28 protein-coding genes are annotated in these 25497 nt (G+C 61.6%); 7 read left to right on the forward strand and 21 right to left on the reverse strand.

Features of this window, described 5'->3' with window-relative positions:
* The 3 genes from PJE01S_RS13715 to PJE01S_RS13725 all read right to left on the reverse strand — a co-directional run.
* The coding region (locus tag PJE01S_RS13715) for an MFS transporter (RefSeq protein ID WP_157090330.1) at nt 1–393 on the reverse strand (393 nt) is incomplete at its 3' end.
* Between the two features lie 36 nt (nt 394–429).
* The gene (locus PJE01S_RS13720; protein ID WP_068834321.1) at nt 430–1209 is read right to left on the reverse strand and encodes an aldolase; all 780 of its coding nucleotides are present in this window, start codon (nt 1207–1209) and stop codon (nt 430–432) included.
* 103 nt (nt 1210–1312) lie between these two features.
* Nucleotides 1313–2206 carry a LysR family transcriptional regulator gene (locus PJE01S_RS13725; RefSeq protein ID WP_068834200.1) on the reverse strand — a complete coding sequence of 298 codons (894 nt, stop codon included), beginning with the start codon at nt 2204–2206 and terminating at the stop codon, nt 1313–1315.
* 218 nt (nt 2207–2424) lie between these two features.
* Here PJE01S_RS13725 and PJE01S_RS13730 point away from each other — a divergent pair, with 218 nt between their 5' ends.
* From PJE01S_RS13730 to PJE01S_RS13750, 5 genes are all read left to right on the forward strand, one after another.
* Nucleotides 2425–3411, forward strand: coding sequence for a Bug family tripartite tricarboxylate transporter substrate binding protein (locus tag PJE01S_RS13730; protein ID WP_084389542.1), 987 nt, complete (start codon nt 2425–2427; stop codon nt 3409–3411).
* Nucleotides 3412–3455: 44 nt separating this feature from the next.
* On the forward strand, nt 3456–4118 hold the full coding sequence (locus PJE01S_RS13735) for a glutathione S-transferase family protein (RefSeq protein ID WP_068834202.1): 663 nt from the start codon (nt 3456–3458) through the stop codon (nt 4116–4118).
* Nucleotides 4115–4900, forward strand: a complete 786-nt coding sequence (locus PJE01S_RS13740; RefSeq protein ID WP_068834203.1) for an aldolase — start codon at nt 4115–4117, stop codon at nt 4898–4900. The genes PJE01S_RS13735 and PJE01S_RS13740 overlap by 4 nt, the downstream gene beginning before the upstream one ends.
* 13 nt (nt 4901–4913) lie before the next feature.
* Entirely contained in the window at nt 4914–6089 is a 1176-nt protein-coding gene (metC, locus tag PJE01S_RS13745; RefSeq protein ID WP_068834322.1) for a cystathionine beta-lyase, read from the forward strand.
* A gap of 175 nt (nt 6090–6264) precedes the next feature.
* Entirely contained in the window at nt 6265–7146 is an 882-nt protein-coding gene (locus PJE01S_RS13750) for a Bug family tripartite tricarboxylate transporter substrate binding protein (RefSeq protein ID WP_169804382.1), read from the forward strand.
* 185 nt (nt 7147–7331) lie between these two features.
* On the opposite strand, the gene PJE01S_RS13755 is transcribed toward PJE01S_RS13750, so the two are convergent.
* The 4 genes from PJE01S_RS13755 to PJE01S_RS13770 all read right to left on the reverse strand — a co-directional run bounded on the left by PJE01S_RS13755 (nt 7332) and on the right by PJE01S_RS13770 (nt 10469).
* Nucleotides 7332–7511 carry a transposase gene (locus PJE01S_RS13755; RefSeq protein WP_084389543.1) on the reverse strand — a complete coding sequence of 60 codons (180 nt, stop codon included), beginning with the start codon at nt 7509–7511 and terminating at the stop codon, nt 7332–7334.
* 112 nt (nt 7512–7623) lie between these two features.
* On the reverse strand, nt 7624–7962 hold the full coding sequence (locus PJE01S_RS13760; RefSeq protein WP_068834205.1) for a cupin domain-containing protein: 339 nt from the start codon (nt 7960–7962) through the stop codon (nt 7624–7626).
* Between the two features lie 122 nt (nt 7963–8084).
* Nucleotides 8085–9818, reverse strand: a complete 1734-nt coding sequence (gene ggt / locus PJE01S_RS13765) for a gamma-glutamyltransferase (RefSeq protein ID WP_068834206.1) — start codon at nt 9816–9818, stop codon at nt 8085–8087.
* A 33-nt stretch (nt 9819–9851) separates the two neighbouring features.
* The gene (locus tag PJE01S_RS13770) at nt 9852–10469 is read right to left on the reverse strand and encodes a DJ-1/PfpI family protein (protein WP_068834207.1); all 618 of its coding nucleotides are present in this window, start codon (nt 10467–10469) and stop codon (nt 9852–9854) included.
* Nucleotides 10470–10562: 93 nt separating this feature from the next.
* Here PJE01S_RS13770 and PJE01S_RS13775 point away from each other — a divergent pair, with 93 nt between their 5' ends.
* Nucleotides 10563–11897, forward strand: coding sequence for an aminotransferase-like domain-containing protein (locus PJE01S_RS13775; RefSeq protein WP_068834208.1), 1335 nt, complete (start codon nt 10563–10565; stop codon nt 11895–11897).
* 266 nt (nt 11898–12163) lie between these two features.
* Here PJE01S_RS13775 and arfB read toward each other — a convergent pair whose 3' ends face one another.
* The 14 genes from arfB to PJE01S_RS13845 form a co-directional block, all read right to left on the reverse strand.
* A complete protein-coding gene (arfB, locus tag PJE01S_RS13780) occupies nt 12164–12574 on the reverse strand; it encodes an alternative ribosome rescue aminoacyl-tRNA hydrolase ArfB (RefSeq protein ID WP_068834209.1) in 411 nt (136 codons plus the stop codon).
* Between the two features lie 23 nt (nt 12575–12597).
* Complete coding sequence (aroQ, locus tag PJE01S_RS13785; RefSeq protein ID WP_068834210.1) at nt 12598–13053, reverse strand: type II 3-dehydroquinate dehydratase; 456 nt, start codon at nt 13051–13053, stop codon at nt 12598–12600.
* A 38-nt stretch (nt 13054–13091) separates the two neighbouring features.
* Nucleotides 13092–14165, reverse strand: a complete 1074-nt coding sequence (locus PJE01S_RS13790) for a Gfo/Idh/MocA family protein (RefSeq protein ID WP_068834211.1) — start codon at nt 14163–14165, stop codon at nt 13092–13094.
* Between the two features lie 2 nt (nt 14166–14167).
* Nucleotides 14168–14902 (reverse strand): alpha/beta fold hydrolase, encoded by a 735-nt coding sequence (locus tag PJE01S_RS13795; RefSeq protein ID WP_068834323.1) that lies wholly within the window; start codon nt 14900–14902, stop codon nt 14168–14170.
* 44 nt (nt 14903–14946) lie between these two features.
* Nucleotides 14947–15381, reverse strand: coding sequence for a carboxymuconolactone decarboxylase family protein (locus PJE01S_RS13800; RefSeq protein WP_068834212.1), 435 nt, complete (start codon nt 15379–15381; stop codon nt 14947–14949).
* A complete protein-coding gene (gene pcaB, locus PJE01S_RS13805) occupies nt 15378–16607 on the reverse strand; it encodes a 3-carboxy-cis,cis-muconate cycloisomerase (protein WP_068834213.1) in 1230 nt (409 codons plus the stop codon). The genes PJE01S_RS13800 and pcaB overlap by 4 nt, the downstream gene beginning before the upstream one ends.
* A gap of 37 nt (nt 16608–16644) precedes the next feature.
* A complete protein-coding gene (locus tag PJE01S_RS13810; RefSeq protein ID WP_068834214.1) occupies nt 16645–17538 on the reverse strand; it encodes a sugar phosphate isomerase/epimerase family protein in 894 nt (297 codons plus the stop codon).
* 14 nt (nt 17539–17552) lie between these two features.
* Complete coding sequence (locus PJE01S_RS13815) at nt 17553–18455, reverse strand: VOC family protein (RefSeq protein ID WP_068834215.1); 903 nt, start codon at nt 18453–18455, stop codon at nt 17553–17555.
* A 40-nt stretch (nt 18456–18495) separates the two neighbouring features.
* Nucleotides 18496–19260, reverse strand: a complete 765-nt coding sequence (locus tag PJE01S_RS13820; RefSeq protein WP_068834216.1) for an ABC transporter ATP-binding protein — start codon at nt 19258–19260, stop codon at nt 18496–18498.
* A 1-nt stretch (nt 19261) separates the two neighbouring features.
* Nucleotides 19262–20020 (reverse strand): ABC transporter ATP-binding protein, encoded by a 759-nt coding sequence (locus tag PJE01S_RS13825; protein WP_068834217.1) that lies wholly within the window; start codon nt 20018–20020, stop codon nt 19262–19264.
* The gene (locus PJE01S_RS13830; RefSeq protein ID WP_068834218.1) at nt 20017–21051 is read right to left on the reverse strand and encodes a branched-chain amino acid ABC transporter permease; all 1035 of its coding nucleotides are present in this window, start codon (nt 21049–21051) and stop codon (nt 20017–20019) included. The genes PJE01S_RS13825 and PJE01S_RS13830 overlap by 4 nt, the downstream gene beginning before the upstream one ends.
* A complete protein-coding gene (locus PJE01S_RS13835) occupies nt 21048–21923 on the reverse strand; it encodes a branched-chain amino acid ABC transporter permease (protein WP_068834219.1) in 876 nt (291 codons plus the stop codon). The genes PJE01S_RS13830 and PJE01S_RS13835 overlap by 4 nt, the downstream gene beginning before the upstream one ends.
* A gap of 138 nt (nt 21924–22061) precedes the next feature.
* Nucleotides 22062–23219: an ABC transporter substrate-binding protein gene (locus PJE01S_RS13840; RefSeq protein WP_068834220.1), complete on the reverse strand. Its 1158-nt coding sequence runs from the start codon at nt 23217–23219 to the stop codon at nt 22062–22064.
* 41 nt (nt 23220–23260) lie between these two features.
* Entirely contained in the window at nt 23261–24238 is a 978-nt protein-coding gene (locus tag PJE01S_RS13845; RefSeq protein ID WP_068834221.1) for a shikimate dehydrogenase family protein, read from the reverse strand.
* 193 nt (nt 24239–24431) lie between these two features.
* On the opposite strand from PJE01S_RS13845, the gene PJE01S_RS13850 reads away from it, so the two are divergent.
* Nucleotides 24432–25223 carry an IclR family transcriptional regulator domain-containing protein gene (locus tag PJE01S_RS13850; protein ID WP_068834222.1) on the forward strand — a complete coding sequence of 264 codons (792 nt, stop codon included), beginning with the start codon at nt 24432–24434 and terminating at the stop codon, nt 25221–25223.
* Nucleotides 25224–25497 lie beyond the last annotated feature (274 nt).

Genomic DNA, 25497 nt, shown 5'->3' on the forward strand with positions numbered 1-25497 from the left:
ACCCTGGAGAAATCGCATGAGGACCAGCAGGACCGCGGCCCAGTAGCCGATGCTCTCGTACGACGGGATCAGTCCGATCAGAATGGTCGGCACGCCCATGAGAAGCAGTGTGATGAGCAGCATCGATTTCCGGCCAACCTTGTCGCCAAAGTGTCCGAAGACAACACCGCCCAGCGGACGCGCGAAGAAACCAACCGAGTAGGTCGCGAACGCGGCGAGGGTTCCGGTCAGTGGGTCGAACGACGGGAAAAAGATCTTGTTGAAGATCAGCGCCGCCGCCGTGCCGTAGAGAAAGAAGTCATACCACTCGATGGTGGTTCCCATCATGCTGGCCAGGCCAGCAGTGACGTACTGGCTGCGCGAGCGCGCAGCCTGAGCAACAGGTTTAGTCATGGTGACATCCTTTGAGTTGAACCGGGACATCAGCGGTCACTTGACCGCAAGCGACGGCACGCCGTGGGTCTGGCGAGCCCAATAGTCGAAGGTCGCTTTGACGATGGAGGGCTTGAGCAGGTAGTCGTGTGCTTCGGCGGCGAGTTCGTCGTTGACGGGGGTCAAAGGACCAAATGCCTGGGCCCGAATCTGCATGCGTGCGGCCCGCTCCAGGTACACCGAAAGATAGGTTGCTTCCTCGCAGCTGGCGCCGGCCGTCAGATACCCATGGTGCGCCAGGATGATCGAACGCTTGTTGCCTAGCGCTTTGGAGATGATGACGCCCTCCTGGTCCGCAATGGGCACACCCGGCCATTCACCGAGGAAGGCGCAGTCGTTGTGCAACGGCGTCATGTCCATCTGGGAGATGACGAGCGGCTGGCGTGCTGCGGCCAGCGCGGACGCCCAAGGCGAATGGGTGTGGATGATCGAGTTGACGTCTGGGCGTGCGTCGTACACCCAGAGATGAAAGCGCGTGGCAGGATTGGCCATGCCCTCGCCCGAGAGGGTGTTCAGATCACGGTCGACTTCAATGAAGTCCTCCGGCGTCGCCTCATCGAAGCCGAGGCCGAAGCGCAAGGTCCAGTAGGCACCTTCCCGCTTGGAGCGAAAACTGATCTGACCTGCAAGGCCTGCTTCTTGCTCCGTCATCGCAAGGATGCGGCAGGCGTAGGCCATCGTTTCCTGAATGCTGCGCTCTGCGCTTTGCAAGTGCTTGGCCATATCCTGCGTCGCGCGCTGGTCGAAGTAAGACTTGTCTCTGAGTGGGGCGTTCATGGTGGTTCTCCGATATGGAACAAAATCTTCGGCGTGGGCACCGAAGTCAGAGTCATTCTCTTGATCCACGTCAAAGACGGCCATAGCCTTGGCCTCATAGCAGCTATTCCTGCCCGCCGCCCCCCATCCCCGCCGCGACATGCGTCGCGCACTGAATCAGATCGGCCGTCAACGCCGAGGGCGTCCGGTCGGCCCGCGTGATCAAGACGACTCTGCGACGCAGCATCGGGCGTGCCACTGGCACCTTGCGCAACCCATGCTCTTCCAGGAGCTTTTCAGGAATTCGGGAGGGCAGGATGCAATCGCCGATGCCGGAGGAAACCAAGCGGAGCATCACGTCGATGGTCTCGACCTCCGCCACGAACATTGGCTGAAGACCAGCACTATGGATCATGCGCCGAAGTGCGTATTGCGGTGGAAATCCCACCAACCGCATCTCCAGCTTGGTGAGGTCTTGGGCCCCCACGATGGCGCTGTCACACCGCACGATGAGCGCCATCTCGCACTCAATCAGCGAACGAGAAGTCAAGGCGCCTGAGTCAACCGCGGAATCGTAGACAAAACCCAGGTCTGCCTTGCCGCTTTCAACGAGAGCCACCACCTCCGGCGAACTGCGGCCCATGAGTGAAAGGTTGACGTGCGGGTGCGTGCTTACGAAGCTTGCGATGACGTCACTCGTGAAGTAGTAGCTCAGCGTGTGGACTGTCGCCAGGCGGACCGTTCCGTGCGTGACGCCCTGTCTGCGGACGCTCTCCACGGCAGCGTCTATGTCCCGGTACGCGGGGCGCGTCGCTTCATAGAGCTTCACTCCGGATTCTGTGAGCTCCAGCCCTCGCCCGGTTCGGATGAAGAGCGCCTGTCCTAGCGTCGCCTCCAGGGTCGCAAGCTGCTTGCTGAGGCCCGACTGGGTCTGATCCAGAACATCAGCCGCCTTCGAGAGCGATCTCAATTCGGCGATCGACAGGAAGTAACGAAGCTGCCGGTCAAATATCTCCATGTTCAATTCCTTGAGGTGTTACTTCGAGCGGCATGCAAGTATCGCGCCTCCAGCTGTGTTTCTTGTGGAAATTTCATAAAGAGGCTTTCAGCGCATCCTGTCAGCCAATGCCAAATCGCTTTCTGTCATGGCTGCTATGAAACTTCCGCTATAGCTCGCTTCACGGTACCGTCAAACAATCTGCCAAGTTCTCAGATTAACCAAGACAGGATGAAAACATGAGTCAATGGCATTCGACATTCAAATCAACAATGACCAGGTTGGCCGCGACGTTTGTCTTTGCTCTCGCGGGGGTCGCCGCAAACGCCCAAACAAGCAAACCGCTCACGATCGTGGTGGCCTATCCAGCGGGTGGCAGCACGGATGCGATGGCGCGCATCATGGCCGACAAGATGAAGGTGCCACTCGCGCGCCCCGTCATTATCGACAACAAGCCAGGCGCCGGTGGGCGGCTCGGCGCGGGCTTGGTGAAGAACATGGCCGCGGACGGTTCGGCAGTCCTTTTCGGATTGAATGCCTTAATCGTCCAGTCGGTCATCTACGCAGGCAAGAACAACTTCGACCTGGTGCAGGATTTTGTCCCTGTTGCAAAGGCGACAAGCATTCCCATGGCGATCGCTGTTCCTTCGAATTCGCCAATCAAAACAATCGAAGACCTGAGAAATTTCACGAATACACACAAGAAAGAGAGCAGCTTTGGCAGCTCCGGGCCTGGTTCACTTGGCCACCTCACCGGTGTTCGGCTCGCCAATGCCATGGGCATCGAGTGGACGCACATTCCCTACAAGGGAGGCGCCCCGTTGGTCAGCGATCTGCTTGGCGGACACGTGCTGGCCGGCGTCGATGCGCTGGCAGAGTACGTCGAGAATCACCGAGCGGGCCGCATGCGTGTGATCGCCGTGTTCAGCCCGCAGCGTTCGCCCCTCGTCCCGGAAGTGCCTACCATTGCGGAACTCGGCGTGAAGGGTGTCGATACCGAGGCGTGGTGGGGCTTCTGGGCTCCGGCAAAAACTCCGGCTCCGGTAGTGGCCCAGCTTCAGGAGTCCATCAATAGCGCGCTGCAGGACCCCGATGTTGTAGCTCGTTTGAGCAAGCTGACCGCCAAGGTGAGTTACTTGCCGTCCCAACAGTTTGGGAAGCTGGTGAAGAGTGAGTTTGACCTTTGGCCCCCGCTGGTGCGCGAGGCGAAGATCTCACCGGAGTGAGTTCCAGAAGGGGAGCTATACGCGGTCTCGGATTAAGGACTGAAATGCGTCTCTACGACACACAGCGGTCCGGCAACGCCTGGAAGGTGAGGCTTCTCGCGAGCCTGTTGAACATCCGCCTTGAGCGCGTGACGCTCTCTATCGATGCCGGGGACCTTGGCAGCGCCGCGTTTCGCCGAGTGAATCCACTGGCACAGGTCCCGACCCTGGAACTGAACGACGGGCGGACGATCTACGAGTCGCAGGCGATCTTGCACTACCTCGCGCACCGAACTTCCCTCTGGCCGGAGGACCGCTTCGGCCAGTCGCAGGTGCTGACATGGCTTTCATTCGAGCAATCGCAGCACATGCATCCGCTGGCGCAGTTGAGGCTTCGGCTCGCACTTCACCGCAGCGCCGATGCGAGTGCGCCCGAGATGCTTGCGCTTCGCGCGCAAGCGCTGAAGGCGCTCACGCAACTGGACGCTCGCTTGAGCGCTCAGGCTGCTGCCAACGGGCCTGATGCCTGGGTCGCCGGTACTTCGATCTCGATCGCGGATGTGGCCTTGTATCCGTACACACGACTGGCGCCCATGGGGGGCATTGACCTCAGCGCTTTCCCGTCGATCTGTGCCTGGCTCGAAAGGATAGAGGCGCATCCGGGCTACGAACCGCTCATCCCAGGCCAGCCGGATCTGAACTACACAACCAAGGAAAATTCAAAATGAACCAGCAAGTGGATACCTTCCATCTGGACAAGAGCGAGCTGATCGCCAGGTCGGAAGCCCAGATGCAGCAGCACCTTCACGGAGATGACTACACATTGGCCCAGAAGGTCGCGCTGACGTGTCGGATTCTCTTCGACAACGGCCACGACTCCGGTCTTGCCGGCCAGATCACCGCGCGTGACAGCAAGGGCTTCTGGACGCAGCGACTCGGGCTGGGCTTCGACGAGATCTCCGCAGGCAATCTGCTGCTGGTCGACGAGGACATCAACGTGCTTGAAGGTGACGGGATGCCGAACCCGGCCAATCGCTTTCACGCCTGGGTCTACCGTGCGCGGCCTGACGTGAACTGCATCATTCACACCCATGCGGTTCACACCGCAGCGCTGAGCATGCTGGAAGAGCCCCTGCAGGTCTCCCACATGGACAACTGCGTGCTGTACGACGACGTGGCGTTTGTGGCGAAGTGGCCCGGCGTCCCTGTGGGCAATGACGAAGGTGAACTGATCTCCCATGCGCTCGGCGACAAGCGGGCCCTTCTCTTGGCTCACCATGGCTTGCTCGTCGCATGCTCCAGTGTCGAAGAAGCTTGCGTGATTGCGCTGGCGTTCGAGCGCGCGGCAAAGATGCACCTCCTCGCTGCAGCGGCGGGAACGATCCAGCCAATCATGCCCGAACTCGGCCGGGAGGCGCATGACTGGATTCTCAAACCGAGCCGCAATGCTGCCGGATTCGCCTATTACGCGCGTCGCAGCTTGAAGCAGAACGCCGATTGCCTCGGTTGACCAAATGACCCATATGAACGATCGCAGTCAACTATCAAAGTTCGGCATCAGCACCCAGCTCTCCATGCTGGGGCGGAACCCTGACGAGCAGTCCGGCTTCGTCAATCCACCCCTGTTCAAAGGGTCGACCGTGGTCTACAAGACGCTGGACGACCTCCAGAACAGGCGCAACCGCTTCCCGTACGGCACAGCCGGTTCGCCGACGATCGCCAACCTCGAAGCATCCTGGACTCACATGACAGGCGCGGCGGGCACGGTGCTCTCGCCCTCGGGCTTGGGCTCGGTCGCGCTTGCGCTTTTGGCTACGACGAAGAGCGGCGACCACATCCTTGTGACCGACAGTGCCTACGGCCCCACCAGAAGATTCTGCGATGGCTTGCTGGCACGGTACGGAATTCAAACCACCTACTACGATCCCCTGCTGGGCTCCGACATCGAGTCCCTCATCAAGCACAACACCTCTGTCATCTTCCTCGAGTCGCCCGGCTCAAGGTCGATGGAGATCCAGGATGTGCCCGCCATCGTGGCCGTTGCCAAGAAGCACGGCGTGAAGGTGATCGCCGACAACACCTGGGCAACGCCCGTATTCTTCCAGGCCCATGCGCACGGTGTCGACATCTCCGTCGAGGCGGGGACCAAGTACCTGGGGGGGCACTCCGACATCTTGCTTGGCCTCGCGTCGGCGAATGAAGAGCTGTGGCCGGCCCTCCGGGCCACGTATGACGCGATGGCCATGCTGCCTGGAGCGGACGACTGCATCCTCGCCCTGCGCGGCCTGCGGACCATGCACCTTCGACTCAAGGAGGCGGAGCGCAAAGCCCTCGACCTGGCAGCGTGGTTCAAGGCTCGCCCGGAAGTTCGCGCTGTCCTGCATCCGGCCTTCGAGTCCTGTCCCGGCCATGCCATCTGGGCGCGAGACTTCAAGGGCTCGACAGGCCTCTTCTCGGTTGTACTGGATGAAAAGTTCAAGAAGGACGAGCTCAGCCGGATGCTCGACAACATGTCGATCTTCAGCATGGGCTTCTCATGGGGCGGCTATGAAAGCCTCATCGTTCCTTTCAACTGCAAGGATCTCCGAACCGCGACCACCTGGCCGTATGAAGGCTATGCGTTGAGGATCCAGGTCGGCCTCGAGGATCTGGACGACTTGAAGGAAGACCTGCGCCAGGGGCTTGAACGGCTCCATTGAATTCTGGGAAAGCACGGCTGGAACGATCAGCTCGAGCCTCCCCACTTCTCGCTTCAACCCACCCCAATAGAGGATTTTTACTATGAAATCTCTGTGTTCCTGGTCGGCCGCAGTCGGCGCTCTGTTCTTGACCTGCTTCAGCATCTCGGCTGCGGCTCAGCCTGCGGGAAAGCCTTTGACCATCGTCGTGCCTTACCCGGCCGGTGGCAGCGCTGATCGTGTCGTCCGTGTTCTCGCCGAGAAGTTGCCTGCACAGCTATCCCGCCCCGTCATCATCGACAACAAACCGGGCGCCGGCGGGCGACTAGCTGCGGGATTGGTTAAGAGCATGCCGACGGATGGTTCTGTGGTGATGGTCGGCATCAATGCCCTGGTGCTGCAATCCATCATCTATGCAGGCAAGAATAATTTCGATCTGGTCCGCGACTACACGCCAGTAGCTGCTACCGTGCGCAGCACCATGGCGATTGCGGTGCCTCCGAGCCTTCCCATCAAGAACATCAAGGAGCTGGTGGAGTACTCCAAGGCGCACAAGAACAGTCTCTTCTACGGAAGTTCCGGAAGCGGATCGATGGGCCATCTCACTGGCGTTCGGCTGGCGAAGGCGTCTGGAGTGGAGTGGTCGCATGCGCCCTACAAGGGTGGGGCCCCCCTGGTGGCGGATCTCTTGGGGGGACATGTGCAAGTGGGCATCGATGGATTGGCAGAGTACATCGAACATCATCAACAAGGCCGCCTTCGTGTCATCGCGGTCTTCAGCAAAGAGCGTTCGCCTCTCGCGCCGGAGGTTCCGACCATCGCTGAACAGGGATTTGCGAGCGTGGCGGACGACAGCTGGCATGGCATCTTCGCCGCCGCAGCGGTACCCAAGGCCCAGGTTGCACAGATTCAGGATGCGATCGAGAAGGTGCTCAAGGATCCCGAGATCCAGAGCAAGTTGGCCAAGGCGTCAATGCCGGCCAACTTCATGCCGTCGGCCAAGTTTGGTGAGTTCGTGCGGCAGCAGTTCGCGACTTGGGAGCCGGTGATTCGGAGCGCCAATATCACGCCCGAATGACGATCGGCTGTGGAAGCTCTCTGCGGCCTCATCCGAACCTTGTCAAGCATCAATCACCGAGGCCTTCATGCAACTTGCCAGATTTCCCCGCGTACGACTGGGGCATCTCCCCAGACACCTCTGGAGCCGATGCCGCGGCTCACCGCCTTGCTGGGCGGGCCCAAGTTGTATGTCATCCCCGCTGATCAATTGGCATTGATCCCGTGGGCCAGTGCCACACCGGCAACCGAGGCGCCGGCGACCCAGCATTCGGCTACGACTTGGGTCTTGAGTTCTGGGCTGTAGTCGCGCCGCTTGGGGGCGTTGGGCGCGCCTCGTTTGCCATCGTGTGCATGATCTCCATCGCGCACACGATGCCAGTTCAACGGGTCTATCTCAAGGTGGGTTTGCCGGACGCATACCTTGCGCCTACGTCTTGTGGATGGGCAGGCGCAGAATGCTCTTGACGACGTGAGTCATCGCAGCTGACAGAAGATGTCAGCGCTGGGCTACGTAGAACGCCAGGCCGCTGGAATGCGACGAATAGCTCACCTTGGTTCCAGCAGGAAATTGGATCACGTCACCGGCCTTCAACTCGTAGACCTGTCCGTTCGCTTGATCCTTGACGGTGATCTCGCCCTCCAGCACCAGCTTGAACTCGTCGAAGTCGTAGCTGTAGGGCATGGACTGTCCCTTGCCGATCCGGAACAGTCCGGCCGTGATGGGAGCGCCCTCTTTGCTGGAAGCGCCGAGGTCGTCGCCGAATGCGACGGTATCCGGGATCTTCAGATCGGTGAGTTGCTGGCGTGTAGCGCCCTGGAATACATGGATGCTCATTTGTTTTCTCCTAGTCTATCAATAATTGTTGACTCAAACGGACGCTGGTTCTTTGTGCAGATACGGTGCGATATTTCGCATCGCACGCGAGACGCAGTCTTTTCTCTCGCGTCTTCAATGCATCATTGAATCACCCGCGTCACACCGCGGCCACGTGGATCAGCAGCCGCTTCCGGCGTTTTGCCATTGATCTTGATGACCTGGATATCGCCGCTGAATGCTTGCCCCTGCAGCACATAGCCCTTGGCGTTGATCTGTTTCGCGAGTTCGCCTTCGATGGGCATGTACGGTTCCCAGAAAATCGTGTTCGGTGGCAGCAACTGATGATGGAAGCGCATTGCGGCAACCGCCTCAGGCAACGGCATGTTGAAGTCGTAGACGTTGTTGATTACCTGGAAGATCGAGGTGAAAATACGCGAACCACCTGGCGTACCGATCACGAGCGACACTTTGCCATCCTTGGTCAGGATCGTCGGCGTCATCGACGACAACGGGCGCTTCTTCGGAGCGATCGAATTCGCATCGCTACCGACCACGCCGAACATATTTGCCACGCCCGGCTTGGCCGAAAAGTCGTCCATCTCGTCGTTCAGCAAAATACCCGTGCCTTCCGCTACGACCCCAGAACCGAAAGGACCATTGATCGTATAGGTGTTCGACACGGCGTTACCCCACTTGTCGATCACCGAAAAATGCGTCGTCTCAGCCTTCTCCGGCATCGACGTACCCAGTCCAGGCTGCACGCTCTTCGTGTCCGACGGCGTAGTGGGGTTGACCTCGGCGGAACGCCGCACAATGTACGCGTCGTCGGTCAGTTGCGCGACAGGAACCTTATAGAAATCAGGATCGCCTAGATATTGCCCACGATCGGCAAACACACGCTTTTCGATCTCCGCGATCAAGTGCACGTACTGCACAGAATTGTGGGTTACGTCCTTGAAATCAGGTGCAATGTTTGCCTTCATCTTCAGCAACTGCACGAGGCCAATCCCACCCGAACTCGGCGGTGGTGCCGTGATCACGCGATAGTCGTTCCAACTAGCCTCAATTGGCTGACGCCACACCGCCTTGTATTCCTGCAGATCGCGCTTCGTTATCAGGCCACGTCCGCGCATCGACGCAGCAATCAGGTCTGCCGTCCTGCCGTTGTAGAAGTCTTTTGCACCCTGGCTGGAAATACGCGTCAGTACAGCGGCGAGATCGGGCTGCTTGAAGTTGGCGCCTTGTTTCAGATTGCCGAAATACGTATCGAAGTTGGTCTTGCCGGCGAAGTCTTTTGCAGCCTCGTCGCGCCGCTGCTGCAACTGCTCGCTGACTTCGAAGCCGTTGCGCGCGTACTCGATCGCCGGGGCGAGCACCTGCTTCCATGTTAGCTTGCCGAAGCGGCGCTGTGCTTCCCACATGCCATCGACGGTGCCTGGTACACCCGCAGCACGATAACCAAACAGGCTCATGCCATTGACGACTTTACCCTTGTCGTCAAGATACATGTTCTTCGTTGCAGCCAGCGGCGCGCGCTCGCGATAGTCCAGGAAATAAGGCTTGCCATTGACATAGAGTGTCATGAAACCGCCGCCGCCGATGTTGCCCGCTTCCGGATAAGTCACGGCAAGCGTGAAGGCAATCGCGACTGCGGCATCGACGGCATTGCCACCTTCCTTGAGGATCTTCTCGGCGGCATCTGCACTGTACTTGTCCGCAACAGCTATCGCCGATGCAGCAAGAACAGTCGGTTGCGTTTTTTCAGGCGCTTTCGCATAGGCCGGTGCGGCTTCGAAAAAGCCCGTTGATACAGAAACAAGCGTAAATACTGCAAAGCTAGTTGCGGAAATTTTTGCTCTATCAAATAAGCTCATTTGTTTTCTCCTGGTCTATCAATAATTGTTGACTCAAACGGACGCTGGTTCTTTGTGCAGATACGGTGCGATATTTCGCATCGCACGCGAGACGTAGTCTTCTTTCTCTCCCACCGGGGCGACGTAGTGCAGTGCGCTTTCCGCCGCTTCGACTCCCTCCAGCCGGGCAACGATCCAGGCCGCGAGATACTGCGATGCCAGGCATCCACCGACAGTGGCCACGTTGCCCTTGGCAAAGAAGGGCTGGTTCAGCACCTCGATGCCGGCTTCCTGGACCCAGGGTTTCGTCGTCAAGTCGGTGCATGCGGGGACACCGTCGAGCAAGCCGAGCTTGGCCAGCACCAGCGTGCCGGAGCACTGCGCGCCCAGCAATTGCCGGGAGGGATCGAGTTGCAGCCGCGACATCAGCGCCGCATCCGCAACCACATCGCGTGTCAGAAGGCCGCTGCCCACGATGACCGCATCGGCGGCACTGGCTTCTTCAAGGGTGGCTTGCGATTCAATGACCACCCCATTCATTGAGCGCACGCGTGCGCTGGGGCTGGCGATCGAGACGCGCCAGCCCGGCTTCTTGACGCGGTTGAGGATGCCAAGTGCGATAAGTGAGTCGAGTTCGTTGAAGCCTTCAAAGGTGAGGATGGCGATGTGCATGGTGTCGTCTGCTCCTGGCAAGGTGGGTGGCGATAGGGCATCGTAGGACCAACGCGCAATACAATCAAATTATTGTCATGAATACATTGATGCATGGCCCACGCCCGCTACAAGCAGTTGGTCGACGCGCTCGCCGCTGAAATTCGCGCAGGTCGCCTGCCGCCGGGTACGCGCTTGCCAACCCACCGGCAGCTCGCTGCCAAGGAGGGCCTTGCCCTGGTTACCGCGACCCGCGTCTATGCGGAACTCGAGGCCATGGGACTGGTCAGCGGTGAGACTGGCCGCGGTACCTTTGTCAGAGAGACCTTGCTTCCTCGCGGCCTGGGCATCGACCAGCATGCCGCTGCAGCGGACATGGTGGATCTGAACTTCAACTATCCGTCGCTGCCAGGCCAGGCCGAGTTGCTGCGAGTGGCCTTGCGCCAGCTCGCCGCCTCTGGGGACTTGGAAGCCCTGTTGCGCTACCAACCCCATGGAGGGCGCCAGCACGAGCGGGCGACAGTGGCTCGCCATCTCGCATGCCGGGGTCTCACGGTGACTGCGGGCCAGGTGATGATCGTGAACGGAGCCCAGCATGGGTTGGCAACAACAGTGATGGCGCTGCTGCAGCCAGGTGACGTGGTTGCGGCCGACGCACTGACCTATCCGGGGTTCAAGCTGCTGGCCCAAGCGCATCGCCTGGAGCTGGCGCCTATCCCGGCGGCTGGACACGGCCCCGACCTGGACGCGCTGGAGCGGTTGTGCATGAGGCGTCGGGTGCGGGCCATCTATGCGATGCCGACGCTGAACAATCCGCTGGGGTGGGTGATGAGTGCAAGCCGGCGGCGGCAACTGGTTGCCATCGCCCGTCGGCACGGGTTGCTCATCATCGAGGATGCGGCCTACGCCTTCCTCGCTGAGGATCCACCAGACCCATTGGCAGCGCTTGCCCCTGAGACGACGGTCTACGTCTCGGGGCTTTCCAAGAGCGTAGCAACAGGGCTGCGCGTCGGATTTGTCGCAGCACCGGCTGAATCGGTGCCCAAGCTCGAGCGAGCGATCAGGGCCACCACCTGGAATACGCCCGGCGTGATGACGGCGATCACATGCGGTTGGCTAGCCGACGGCACCGTCACCCGCCTCGAATCGGAGAAGCGCCGGGATGCAACGATCCGGCAAGCGATCGCCAACGACATCCTCGTCAGAATGCCTCGCGTTAGCCATCCCGCGTCCTATTTCGTCTGGCTCCCTCTGGCGGAAGAGGTCCGTGCCGACCAGGTGGCGATGGCGCTCATGCGCGAACGGATCTCGGTGTCAACAGCTGAACCGTTCGCAACGTCCGCCCAGGTGCCGCATGCCATCCGCTTGGCATTGGGATCCGTCGATCTGGACACGCTCCGAGCGGCGCTGAAGAAGGTCAGGCGCGTAATCGATGACCAAACCTATTGAGGCCCAGGCATCTGGGTGCGCGTGCCTCGCCCCACGACCAATTGCTGCATGAAGTGAGCTGTCGTGCCAGGGGCGACGGAGGTCGGCTTATGTTAAGGCTTGTACGACGCCCGCCCTCTGTGGCGTTCGAGTCAGCACGGGCCCGCTTGCGCGGGCGGGCATCCTGCAACCCTTAACAGTACACGACGCTTTCGCGGCTTGGCATTCACTCGGCACCTCACATCTACAGGTGTGTTTACGACTTTAATTGCTCGGAATAGCGGGTCTTAGTCGCTCACCCTGCCGCGCGAGGCCTTGATCTCCGAGCGCTGGCTTTTCCCGGCCAGGCGCCGCTGCTTGGAGCCATAGGTCGGCTTGGTGGCGCGCCGCGCCTTCGGGGGATTTGAGACGCTGTCCACCACCTCTTGCAGCCGCGCCAGTGCGTCGGCACGGTTCATCTCCTGGGTGCGGTGCTGCTGCGCCTTCAGCACCAGCACGCCCTCCTGTGTGATGCGGCTGTCATTGAGCGCCAGCAAACGCTCCTTGATGGCATCCGGCAGCGAAGAAGCGGCAATGTCAAACCGCAGGTGCACCGCGCTGGACACCTTGTTGACGTTTTGCCCGCCCGCCCCCTGGGCGCGGATGGCGCTGAACTCGACCTCGCGCTCATCCACCGGAAACTTCAGGGGCGCAGGCATGTTTCAGCGCCGGATGGGAGGCATCAAGCCGGCTGGGCCAGCTCAGCCAGGCCAGCGATGGCCAGCGCATAGCCCTTGACGCCAAAGCCGGCCATCACGGCCTTGGCCGCCGGTGAAATATAGGAGTGGTGACGGAAGGCCTCGCGCGCATGCACATTGCTGATGTGCAGCTCGATCAGCGTCACGCCCGCGCCCTTGATGGCGTCATGCAGGGCCACGCTGGTGTGCGTGTAGGCGCCGGCATTGAGCACCACGCCGGCCAGCGTGCCGGCGGCCTGGGCGCGCCCGGCTTCATGGATGGCGTCGATCAGCGCGCCTTCGTGGTTGCTTTGGCGAAAGTCGAGTTTGAAGCCGTGGCTGGCGCAGGCCTTGAGGCACAAGGCCTCGACGTCGGCCAGGGTTTGCGAGCCGTACACGGCGGGCTCACGCGTGCCCAGCAAATTGAGGTTGGGGCCATTCAAGACCAGTACTGTTTTCATGAAAAATCTTTCTGTGGTATCTCTGTTTCAAGCAGGGTTCAGCGCACGTCCTGAAGCGCCACGGTGTGCCCGGTGGCAATCGAGCGCCGCACGGCTTCCACCGTGCGCAGGCTTTGCAAGGCATCCGCAACGGTGATTATCGGTGCCGCCTTGCCCGCGATCAAATCGCAGAAATGATCGAGCTGCGCCGCCAGCGGATCCACGGCCTCCAGCGCCAGGGTGGATTCGACAAAAGGCGTCCACCAGCCCGGCTCCTTGCCGCCTTCCGCATAGGTCCAGGTGCGCAGGGTGGGCACCGCCAGGGAACCCCGCGTGCCGGCGATGAAATAGCAGTCTTCAGACGGATAGCGCGGGTAGGCCGTGTTCTCGCCCGAGGTCTGCTCCCAGCTGCGTGGCGACGCCACGGTATCCGACAGCGTGAAGGTTCCCAGTGCGCCGCTGCCGAACTGCAGCGTCATCACCACCGTGTCTTCCACCGCAAACTGGCGAACCGCGTTGGAGGCCACCGCATGGACGGAAGTCACTTCACCGCACAGGTAACGCAGGTTGTCCATCTCATGGATCAGATTGATGAGGATGGGGCCGCCGCCCGCCTCCTTGCGCCAGGCACCCTGCTCAAAATAACTGTCGGGCTTGTAGAACTGCGCGCTGCCCATGACCGTGACCACACGGCCCAGCTGGCCGGACTGGATGGCGCGCCGGGCCAATTGCAGCGTGCTGCTGTGCCGGCGATGGTGCCCGACCAGCATGGGCACAGGGCTCCGCCCCAGTGCATCGGCCAGTTGCTGGCCGGCTTCCAGCGAGTCGGCCACCGGCTTTTCGATGATGGCGGGCACGCCATGCCGGGCGCAGCTCAAGGCACCCGGCACATGCAGATGATTCGGCGTGGCCAGAATCACGCCATCCGGTTTCTGCACCGCAAAGAGCGCCTCCAGACTCTCAAAATGCGGCACGCCCAGGCTGGCGGCCAGGGCGACCGAGGCCGGCATGGGATCGACCACCGCACACAAGCGGGTGCGGGGATTGGCCTGAAGCAACTCGATGTGCCTGCGACCTATCAGCCCCGCACCGGCCACGGCCAGCTGAAAAATCCGGGTATCGCTGGAGGACATGCTTACTTCGCACCTTCAAAAAAATTGACCAGCAATTGGGCAAAGGCCGCGGGCTGCTCCACCGCACTGAGGTGGGCGGCGTCCAGCGTGCGCAGCTGCGCACCGGCAATCGTGTCGCAAATGGCCTGCGACATCGCCACCGGCGTGGCTTCGTCACGCGTGCCGCCAATGACCAGCGCAGGGCACTGGATACGGCGGTTGCTGGTGCGAAAGTCAATGCCGCTCACGGCCTCGCAGCTGGCGGCGTAAGCCGCTGCATCGATGATTTCCAGCTGATGACGCAGCGCCGCCACACGTGCGGCACCGCCCCCTGCCGCATCGGCGCGGAACTCCGGCGTGAACCAGCGCTGCATGGCGCCCTCGGCAATCGCGGGCACGCCCTGCGCCAGCACCGTGTTCACGCGCGCCTGCCAGCCGACGCGCGCGGCCTCGTCATACCAGTTGGCGGCGTTGGCAATCACCAGGCTTTTAACCAGTTGCGGATGCCTGACAGCCAGCGCTTGCGCGGTCATGCCGCCCATGCTCAGGCCGACAAAGTGCACCGGGCCAGCCGCTTGCGCGGCAATCAGGTCGGCGGCGTCATCGGCCAGCATGTCCAGGGTGTAAGGCCCGGGCACGGCTTCGGATTGGCCATGGCCCCGGTGGTCGTAGCGCAGCACCGTGTAGCGCTCTTTCAGCAAGGCAGCTACACCGTCCCACATGTGGAGCTCACAACCCAGGGCATGGCTTAGCACCATCACGGGGCCCTGGCCTTCTTTGATCCAGTTCAAAACCGGCTTTTTCACGTTCCGCTTCCTCCATCCGCCTTGGCGGCCAGCAGGCCTTTTTCACGCAGGATGTCGCCCGCCACCGCAAAGGCGTGGTTAGCCGCCGGCACACCGCAATAGACTGCGGCCTGCAGGATGACTTCCTTGATCTCGTCCGGCGTGAGGCGCGACTCCGGCGGACCATCCAGTGCGGCCCGCACATGCATGGCAAATTCTTCGTAGGCCTTCAGGGCAATCATGGTGGACAGCACCATCAGGCGCCGCGTCTTGTCACCGAACGCAGGACGCCCCCAGACCTCATTCCAGGCATAGCGCGTGATCAGGTTCTGAAACTCGCCGTTGAATTCATTGCTGTTGGACAAGGACTTGTCCACCCAGGCGTCACCCAGCACCCGGCGCCGGTTGAGCATGCCTTTGTCATAGTCAGTCATGGAATCTTTCGTGCTCATGGCATGGCCTTGCGTTTGTTGGTTTCTGTCTGTTGAATCAGCTCATCCAGTGTCTTGACATGGGCGCGCGTCAGTTCCGCGGCGTGTTGGGCCAGGTCGGGGCTGAACCATTCGTCGGCCGCCGCTAGAGGCAACACCGCCCTGAGCGCATCCAGGTTGGCGCGCATGCGCTGCGTATCCACTTGCAGGCCGGGCAGGGCCTGGGCCATCGCGCGGGCAGAGCCGTGGGCCGACATCAGCAAGCCCGGCCACTCGGCCAGTTCGGCCTGCCAGTTGCCCAGCGCGCGCTCATGCTCTTGCGGCATGGCCGCCAGCAGTGCGGCCACACGTTGCGGTGCGCGTTGCGCGGCGGCCAGCGCCACCATGCAGGCCACTGGATTGCGCTTGTGCGGCATGGCCGACGAGCCGCCGCGCCCGGGCTCCGATGGCTCGGCCAGCTCACCCACTTCATACTGGCCCATGAGGGCAATGTCCTTGGCGATTTTTCCGAGGCTGCCGACCAGCAAGCCCAGCTCACAACCCAGCGCCACCCACTCGTCGCGCTGGGTGTGCCAGGTCGATGCCGGTGCGCGCAGCTTCAGGTCGGCGGCCATGTGCGCAATGACGGCCGGCCCTTTGCCCTTCATCTGCGCCAGGGTGCCCACGGCGCCGCCCAATTGCACGCTCAAGGCATTTTCCTTGCTGAGCTGCAGGCGTTGCAGGCCACGCACCAGCGGCGCGGCCCAGTCGGCGCACTTCAGGCCAAAACTGATGACCGAAGCCGGCTGCATCAGCGTGCGCGCCAGCACCGGATCAGCCGCATGGCGCCGGGCCAGCGCCAGCAAGGCCGTCACGGCCTTGCCGACATCGGCTTCAATCAGGTCCAGCGCGTTACGCGTGACCAGGGCCAGCGCGGTATCGATCACATCCTGGGAGGTCGAGCCGAAATGCACGAAGCCCGCCGCCTCCTTGTTGAAGAGACCCACGGTTTCCTTGAGGCTCTTGACCAACGGGATGGCAATGCTCCCCGCCCGCCCGCTTTCGCGCACGATTTTGGCGACATCGAACAGCTCGACCTTGCAGGTGCCGATGATGGACTGCGCAGCGGCTTCCGGGATCAGGCCGACGCGAGCCTGCGCACGCGCCAGCGAGGCCTCAAAGCGCAACATGGCTTCCAGGAAGTTGCGCTCATTGAACGCCTCCAGGACCTCGGATGTGGATAAAAAACCTTCAAAAATGCTGCTCATGCGATGTGACGATTCCGTAGATAAATGGGGAGGCCGCTCAACGCCTCAGGCGGATCTGGTTGGGCAAGGGGACGGAGCGCCGCAGCACATCCTCACCCAGCCACAGGGCCGAGCGCCAGGCACGCTGGGCCACGGTGGGCAAGGGCATCTGCTGGTAGTCGTCGTTGAACACCTCAAAGCTGTAGTCCCCCCGGTAACCCAGGCCATGGAGCTTGGTCACCAGCGCGGCCAGCGCTTCGCTGTGCACCCCTTCGCCCGGAAACACGCGGAAATGACGCGCGGTCGCAATGCGTTCCTCGACCGATTTGATCTCGGTCCACATGAAGTCGGCCAATTGCACCAGAAATATCTTGTCGGGGTCCAGGATATCCAGCTCGTCGAGCGGCGTGCTGGTCGCAAACATGTGAAACGAATCGAAGCCCAGGCCCAGATTGGGCATGTCGGCCCGGCAAACAATGTCCCAGGCCTGCGGGAATTCGTTCACCACGCGGCCCCAGGACAAAGCCTCGTAGGCGATTTTAATGTTCATCGGTATGGCCAGCATGGCCAGCTTGCGCAGATCTTTGACCAGCGCCTCGATGTCGTCCGTGGCATGCACCGAAGTCGACGAGCAGATGAGCAACAAATGGCAGTCGAGCGCGCTGCACATCTCCAGCATGGACTTGGCGATGTCCATCTTGTAGTCATGCAGATGGCCGGACAGCCCTTCGAAATCACGCAGCACCTGAAAGCCCGTGACGCGCAGGCCGCTGGCACGCACGGCGGCCACGGCGGCGTCCATGCCGTCGGGATGGCCGACCAGATCCCTGGCGGCCAGCATGATCTGCGTGAACCCCGCTTCGCGCACGGCCTTGAGCTTGGCTTCAAGAGGTCCGGCCAGCGAGATGGTGTCCATCCCGAAATCGTCAATGTTTCCGCTGTAGTGGCTCATGATTTCGCGCTCGCTTAACGTTCGTTATGGACCAGCTCGAAACTCACGCTGCCCATCCAGGTTTTGGTCAGGGCGCCCCGGTCTTCGGTGTGCACGCCGCGCGACTCCACAAATTCCACGCCCCGCAGCGTCAGCTCGGAGGCCGCGGCCAGCACGTCGGCGCTGCCCAGGCCGATGCGCTGGAAGTGTTCATCGCCCTCCACGTCCAGCACGCTGGCTTCCGGCTCAATCAGTTGCAGATAAAAGCGCGCCGATGGCTGGCAGGGACTGCGCAGGATGCGCCCCTTGGGCAAGATGCCAAATCGCTCCTCATCGGGCAGCTCGGTAAAACCAAACAGCTCGCGGTAAAACTCGGCCCAGTCCTCGGTGCGGTCGTTGCCTATGTACTGCACAATGCCGAAGAAATGCAGTCCCGCCACCGCCGGCGGCTGCGGATCCACGGTCGGGATAGGCACAAAGTCCACGTCGTAGATAGAAAACTTGTCGTAACGGTCGACAAAATAAATGCGGCTCTTGCCCACGCCGTGGATGGCCGGAATGTTCAGCTCCATGACCTCCACGCGGGACGGCACCGCCCAGGCGCCACGCTCCAGCGCCCGCCGGTAGGCGGCAGCCGCATCGCGCACACGCAGCGCCACGGCGGCAATCACCGGCTTGTCGGTCGGTGCGGCGCCGTCGGGCAGCGCCGGAATGTGGGCATTGACAATCACATTCATGCTGCCCTGCCGGTACAGCATCACCTCACGCGAGCGATGGCGGGCGATCGGGCGAAAGCCCATCATCTCCAGCACCTGCCCCAGCGCCTGGGGCTTGGAGGTGGTGTATTCAATGAACTCGATGCCGTCCAGCCCGAGGGGGTTGGCGACCTCCAGGATGGACTCGCGGTCGCTGGCTGTCGCCTGGCTTTGGATGCTCATGATGCTCTCCGGTTCAATACAGATGGTTCGATAAACAGGTTCAAAGCGGCACACCGGCCGCAGCGGGCACCACGGCGCCAGGCACATGACCGCCGCCCAGGAAAAGCCGCTCGATATTCGGGTCGGCCAGCAGCTCGGAGGCCTTCTTGTGCAGCACCAGCTGCCCCGACTCCAGCGCAATCGCGTCGTCGGCCATCTTGAGCGCGCTCTTGACGTTTTGCTCCACCATCAGCACCGTCGTGCCCTGGGCGGCCAGCTTCTGCAGCAGCTTGAACACGTCCTGCACCACCATGGGCGACAGGCCAATCGAGGGCTCGTCAATCAGCAGCACCTTGGGGCGCAGCAGCAAGGCGCGGCCGACCTCCAGCTGCTTTTGCTCGCCACCCGACAGGGCTGAAGCCTGCGAGTGCAGACGCTCCTTCACACGCGGAAAAAACTCCAGCACCTCGGGAATGCGCTCATGCGTGGTCTTGGTACCCAGCGTGATGCCCCCCAGCTCCAGGTTCTGCCAGACGGTGAGCTGACCAAACAGGTTGCGCCCCTGCGGCACAAAGGCAATGCCCTTGGCCAGCAACTCTTTCTGGCTGGCACCGGAGATGTCCACACCATCGAGCAGGATGCGGCCCTGGCGCGGCTTGAGCAGGCCAAACAGCGTTTTCAGCACGGTGGACTTGCCCGCGCCATTGGGGCCCAGCAGCAAGGTGATGGAGCCGCGCCTGACCTTGAAAGACAGGTTGTTCAGGATCATGAAGTCCTTGTAACCGGCCACCACATCGTCGAATTCAATACAAATATCGTTGGCCATGTCAATTTCCTAAATAGGCGTCAAGCACCTCTTTGTTGCCGCGGATTTCCGCCGGTGTGCCAATCGCCAGCACCCGCCCTTCCACCATCACCATGATGCGGTGGCACAAATCCATCACAAAGTCCATGTTGTGTTCAATCACCACAAAGGAGCTCTTGCGGCCGAATTTCGGATTCTGGTTGAGCTCCTTGAGCAAGGAGGAAATGCCGCCCACCAGGCTGGGGTTGACACCCGCGCAAGGCTCGTCGAGCAGCACCAGATCGGGCTCGGCCATGAAGGCCATGGCAATGTCCACCAGCTTCTGCTGCCCATAGCTGAGCGTGCCGGCCAGCTTGTCGGCCACGTGCCGGATGCGGAACTGGTCGATCAGCGCATCGGCCTTGCCGCCCAGGCCCGAGTCGCCGGGTGCAAACATGCGGCTGAGCATGCTGCCCTTGTGCTCCTGCGCCGCCACGATCAGGTTGTCGCGCACCGTCATCTTGCCAAACACCTGCAGGGTCTGAAAGGTCCGGCCCACACCCTGACGGCTCAGCGCCAGCGGCGAAAGCCCGGTGATGTTCTTGCCATTGAGCTCGATAGACCCCGCGTCCGGGCTGATCTGGCCGAGCACGCTGTTGAACATGGTGGTTTTGCCGGAACCATTGGGGCCGATGACGCCAAAGATTTCCCCCGGCATGACCTCAAATGAAACACCGCCCACCGCCTGAATGGCTCCATAGGCCTTTTTAAGGTCGCTCACTTTGAGCAAAGACTGTGTCATGACGAAACTCCCATACGGCTGGCAGCCGCGGCCTTGGCCGCATTCGTGGCTGAAATCTTGCGCGCTGCCGAAGCTTCCCTGGCCGCACGCTTGGCACGGATGCGATCCGGGATGCTCAGCAAACCATCGGGCAGCCACACCATCAGCACCACCACCGCCGCACCGAACATCGGCAGGTACCAGTTGGCAACGTAAGGCACGTCGCGCAGCCATTCGGGCAACACAACACCGATGGCGGCACCGACGACGGGGCCGAGGAAATAACCAGCGCCGCCCACCACCACCATCAGATACATCATGATGGAGGCGCCCACCGCAAACGGCGCCGGTTCAATGAACTGCACCAGCGAGGCAAACAGCGCGCCCGCCATGCCGGCGTACACCGCGCCGATGGCAAAGCTGAGTAGGGTGTAGTTGCGGATGTCCACGCCCAGGCTTTCGGCGCGTATCGGGTTGTCGCGCAGGGCCGTGAAGGCCTTGCCCCAGGGCGAGCGCAGCAAGCCCCACAGCAGCCCCGCCAGGATCAGCGCGACCGCCAGCACGAAGTAGTAGTAAGACAGGTTGCTTTCCAGCGAAAAGCCCAGCAGCGATGGCCGCGCAATGTTGTTGATGCCGAAGGTGCCGCCGGTGAGCCACTCTTCGTTGCGCATCACCAGCCAGATGGCGGTGTTGAAGCCCAGCGTGGCAAACGCCAGGTAAATGGTCTGCACCCGCAAGGCCGGAAAGCCGAGGATCAGCCCCACCACGAAACAGATCATTGCGGCGGCGGGCAAGCCGAGCCAGAAGCTGAAGCCGGCCTTCATGAGGATGGCCACGGTGTAGGCGCCAATGCCGAAGAAGGCGGCGTGCCCCAGGGACTTCTGGCCGGCATAGCCTATGGTCAGGTTCAGCCCCATGGTGGCGATGATGAATATCAGCCAGTAGGTCAGCAGGTAGATGCCGTAGTTTTTCAGAAAGGGAGGTGCCACCAGCACCAGCAGGGCGCCCAGAAGGGTCAGGAGCAGCGCCGTTTTGTTGTTAAAGAGCTTCATACCTTGCGCTCCTCTTTTTTGCCCAGCAGGCCCTGGGGCTTGAACAGAATCACGACCATGAAAATCAGCAGGGCCACCGCATCCTTGTAGGCCGGCGAAATATAGGCCGAGGCCAGGTTTTCACAGACGCCCACAATCAGCCCGCCCACCAGGGCGCCGCGCGAATTGTTGAAGCCCCCGATGATGGCGGCAAAGAAAGCCTTGGTACCCAGGCCCTCGCCCATGTCGAACTTGGCGAGGTAGGTGGGCGTGACCAGCAGGGCCGCCGCCACCGCCAGCACCGCGTTGATGGCAAAGGTGTAGAAAATCATGCGCGGCACATTGATGCCGAGCACCGAAGCACTCTCGGTGTTTTGCGCCACCGCCTGCATGGCCCGGCCGGTGACGGTTTTCGCCAGGAAGGCCTGGGTCGCCATCACGATGACCATGGCCAGCGCAAAGGTGCCGATGTCCTGCAGGGTCACGGTGACGCCCGCAATGTTGAACAGCTTGTCGGCAAACAAACCGGGGAAAGGATGCGCTTCAGCGCTGAATCCGGCCCGCACGCCGTTGCGCATGGCAATCGACAGGCCGATGGTGGCCACGACGATGGGCATCATGCCGTACTTGAACAAGGGGTCGACCACGCCGCGCTTGAACACCCAGCCCAGCAGCAGCACGGCCAGCAGCGCGGTGAGAACAAAGCTCACCAGCATGGGCGCGCCCAGTGACATGAAGCCCAGCATCATGAAGGCCGGCAGCATGACAAATTCGCCCTGGGCGAAGTTGATGGTGCCCGAGGCCTGCCATAGCAGGGTGAAGCCCAGGGCCGCCAGCGCATAAATGCTGCCGGTGGCCAGGCCGGAGAAAAAGAGTTGAAGGAAGTCGGTCATGACGGTGTCTGCCTACGAATGCTGCAATCGGGTTTCAATCGCCGGCTCCACAGCCCAGGGCCACGGTACCGGCATCTGCGCAACAAGCCTGCGGGGCTTGTGCGTTGGAGCGCTCGCCAGCGGCTGGCGAGCGGTGCTTTACTTTTTGGCAGCGGCCCCCAGAGGCGGCAGCGTGGCGACCACTTCCTGCTTGCCGTTCTTCACTTCGATCATGAAGCTCTCACGGTCCAGGTCACCCTTGCTGTCAAACGTCACGTCCATCAGCACGCCAGGCTGGTCCGCCGCCTTGACCTTGAGGGTGTGCAGCGCGGCCGCCACGGCCTTGCGGTCCAGCTTGCCGGCCTTCTCAATGGCGGCCTTCAGCACATACACGCCGGAGTAGCCCTTCATGCCGTTGTGGTCCGACACATATTTGTATTCCTTCTCAAACTTGGCGCGGAAGGCGCGGATGGCGGGTAGTGGTGCATCGACCGTCAGCCCCACGTGGGCGATGGCACCGTTGGCCGCATCGCCAGCCAGATCAATCACCTTCTGGCCGGTCAGGGTGGTTTCACCGATCACGGGCTTGTTCCAGCCCTGCTTGCGCAACTCGCGCAACAGGCGGGCCGATTCCTCTTCATTGGTATAGGCAAACAGGCCTTCCGCATTGCTCTGCTTGGCACGCAGCACGGCGGCAGAGAAATCCACCTGACCCGATTCGGTGGAAATTTCCGACAGGATCTTGGTGGGCGAATTGGCCAGGGCCTTCTTGATCATGTCCAGGCCACCCTTGCCGAAGTCATTGTTCACATAAAGAACGGCAATGCTTTTGAGCTTGGCCTGCTCGCTGATGTAGCGCGCCACCTTGGGCATGGCAGCGGCCTGCGTGAAGCTGGTGCGAAACACATAGGGATTGCCCTGCTCGGTGATGCTGGCGGCCTCGCCGCCGGTGAAATTGGGCACCTCGGCGCGACGCGATTCGGCCATGCTGACCATGATGGAGCCGGAGAACACGGGGCCGAAGATCGCGAAGACGTTGTCGTCAATGGCTTTTTGCGTCAGGCCCTTGGCCACGCCGGGGTTGCTCTGGGTGTCGGTGGTGACGGACTGGATTTTCTTGCCCAGAATGCCGCCGGTGGCGTTGATCTCCTTGACCGCCAGCTCCACGCCATTCTTGAAGTTGGTGCCCGCCGTGGCGCCGGCACCGGACAACTCGACAATATTGGCAATCTTGATCACATCCTGGGCAAATGTGACTGTAGCGCCCGCGGCAATTGCGCAAGCAGCTATCAATTTAAGAGCAAATCGTTTCTTCATGGTTGTCTCCTTTAAGGGTTAAAAAATCAATACGAAAAAAATCAGGGGGATACGAGTCGTGCTTCCCCGACTCCCGGGACTGGAACGCTGGCAGATTGGGCGGTCTGGATGGGCTGGCCTGGGCGCCTGATCTCACCCCGCATGGCGGCCGGATACAGGAGTTCGCGAATAAAGGTGGCGTCCTTGCGAACGGCTTGCGCCGCCTCGGTGTAGCCGAAAAACGCCAGGTAGTCGGGCGCCTGCTGGACAAGCATTTCAAAGCCGGGCTGCGCCAGCAGATGGCGTGCCCGAGCCGCCTGCACCAGCGGTGTCGGCTGGTTCTTCATCTGGATGTCCATCACGGCAGCATGCGGGGCCAGCCGCGACACATCGCATGGCAGGGGATCGCCGGCCTTGAGCCCCAGCGGCGAGGCGTTCACCACCACCTCATAAGCCGACGGGTCGCTGCTGCTCGCGGCCACGATCTGTGTCGTGGGCATCTGCGTCGCTGCAGCAAGCTGGCTTGCCAGGGCCTGCGCCTTGCCGGGCGCCGGATCGTAGAGCGCAATTGCGGCAGGTGCGCGGCTACCCGCCATCGCCAGCGCGGCGGCAATGGCAGAAGCGGCGCCACCGGCACCCAGAATCAGCACGCGCCTGCCCGCGTAGGCCACGCCAAAGTAGTCCAGCGACAAGGCAAAGCCCTTGCCGTCAAACAGCGCGCCTTCAAATTCGCCGGTTGCGTTGCGGCGTATGCCATTGACAGCGCCCGCCACACGGCCAGCGTCGTTGCAGTGCGAGAGCAAACCCATCACCCGCGATTTGTGCGGAATGGTCAGCAGCATGCCCTTGACGTTTTTGGCCAGAAAGGCGTTGCGCACGAAAGCCTCGATGTCCTGGATGGCCACATGCACCGGCACCAGCACCGCATTGATGCCCAGCGTCCTGAAGATCAGGTTGAACACCTCGGGCGCCCGCACCTGGGCCACCGGATCGCCGGGGATCAGATAAACATCGGTCGTGCCCTGAATGGTGGAAAGCATGGGGATGGCGGCCTTGGATGATCGATAATCGATTAATTCAGGTAAATTTCGCCTGAACTTTAGTGGTTTCTCGTTTGACTTAAAAGCATAAATAAACAGTTTGCGCGATTAACGAACAAAAAAGATCGATGATCGTACGAAACAAGGGTTAGCCCCGGGTTTTTCCGGCCCGCATCCCCCCAATACTCAAGCCATGACCGCCGCCATCCCGCCCACGCCTGCCCCGCCCGCGCTCGACAAGCGTGACTGGATTGCCGGCCTCGAAAAGGGCCTGTCCATCATTGAGTGTTTTGACGATGCCAATCCACGCCTGACCGCCAGCCAGGCCGGCGCGCATTGCGGCATGACACGCACGGCGGCGCGCCGCTACCTGCTGACGCTGGAACATCTGGGCTATGTGGCCAGCGACGGCAAGCTGTTCTGGCTGACGCCGCGCGTGCTCCGGCTGGGCCAGTCTTACCTGGAATCCGCCCGCCTGCCCCGCATCGTGCAGCCCTTTTTGCAGCGCGTCACGGCCGGCACGCAAGAAAGCGCCTATGTGAGCGTGATGGATGGAGACGATGTCGTCTACATCGCGCGCAATGGCTCCACCCGCGCCCTGAACACCGGCTACGTGCTCGGTTCGCGCGTGCAGGCGCAAGTCACGGCCGCCGGTTTGCTGCTGCTCTCCATGCGGGACCCGGAATCGCTTGAGGAATGGCTGGCCAAGCATCAACTGAAGGCCTACACCTCCTACACCATTGCCAGCAAGGAACGCCTGCGCATCGAGCTGAAGCGCGTGCGTGCGCAAGGCTGGGCCATGTCCGAGCAGCAGCTGGAACTCAATTACCGCGGCATTGCCGTGCCGCTGCGCGACCGGCACGGCGCAATACTGGGGGCCTTGAGTGTGACCATGCCCATGGGCCACGAGTCGAGCGAAGAGGCGGTGGCGCGCGTGCTGTCGGTGCTCAGCGAAACCGCGCAGGCGATGCGCCACCTGATCTGAACGCTGCGCGCCAAGGCCCCCGCGCCTGACCGTCGCCGGCGTTGCCGCGCCCGTAGTCGCTACTGATTCGATAGCTACATTCACCCGAATCCATTGGGCCGTAAGGCATTTTCATCAACAACACCCCCCAGGCCGTCACCCGCCCAGTGAGGTCAGCGCGCCGGCCAACGCACTGATGAGGGCATGGATGGATGGCTGGCCGGCCTTGCGCCGCCTGCACCTTTGGCGCCAATCCCGCACAATCGCCGCAGCCGACCACAGACCCCATGCAGAC

Origin of the sequence: Polaromonas jejuensis NBRC 106434 (genome assembly GCF_001598235.1) — a bacterium.
Taxonomy (GTDB): domain Bacteria; phylum Pseudomonadota; class Gammaproteobacteria; order Burkholderiales; family Burkholderiaceae_C; genus Polaromonas; species Polaromonas jejuensis.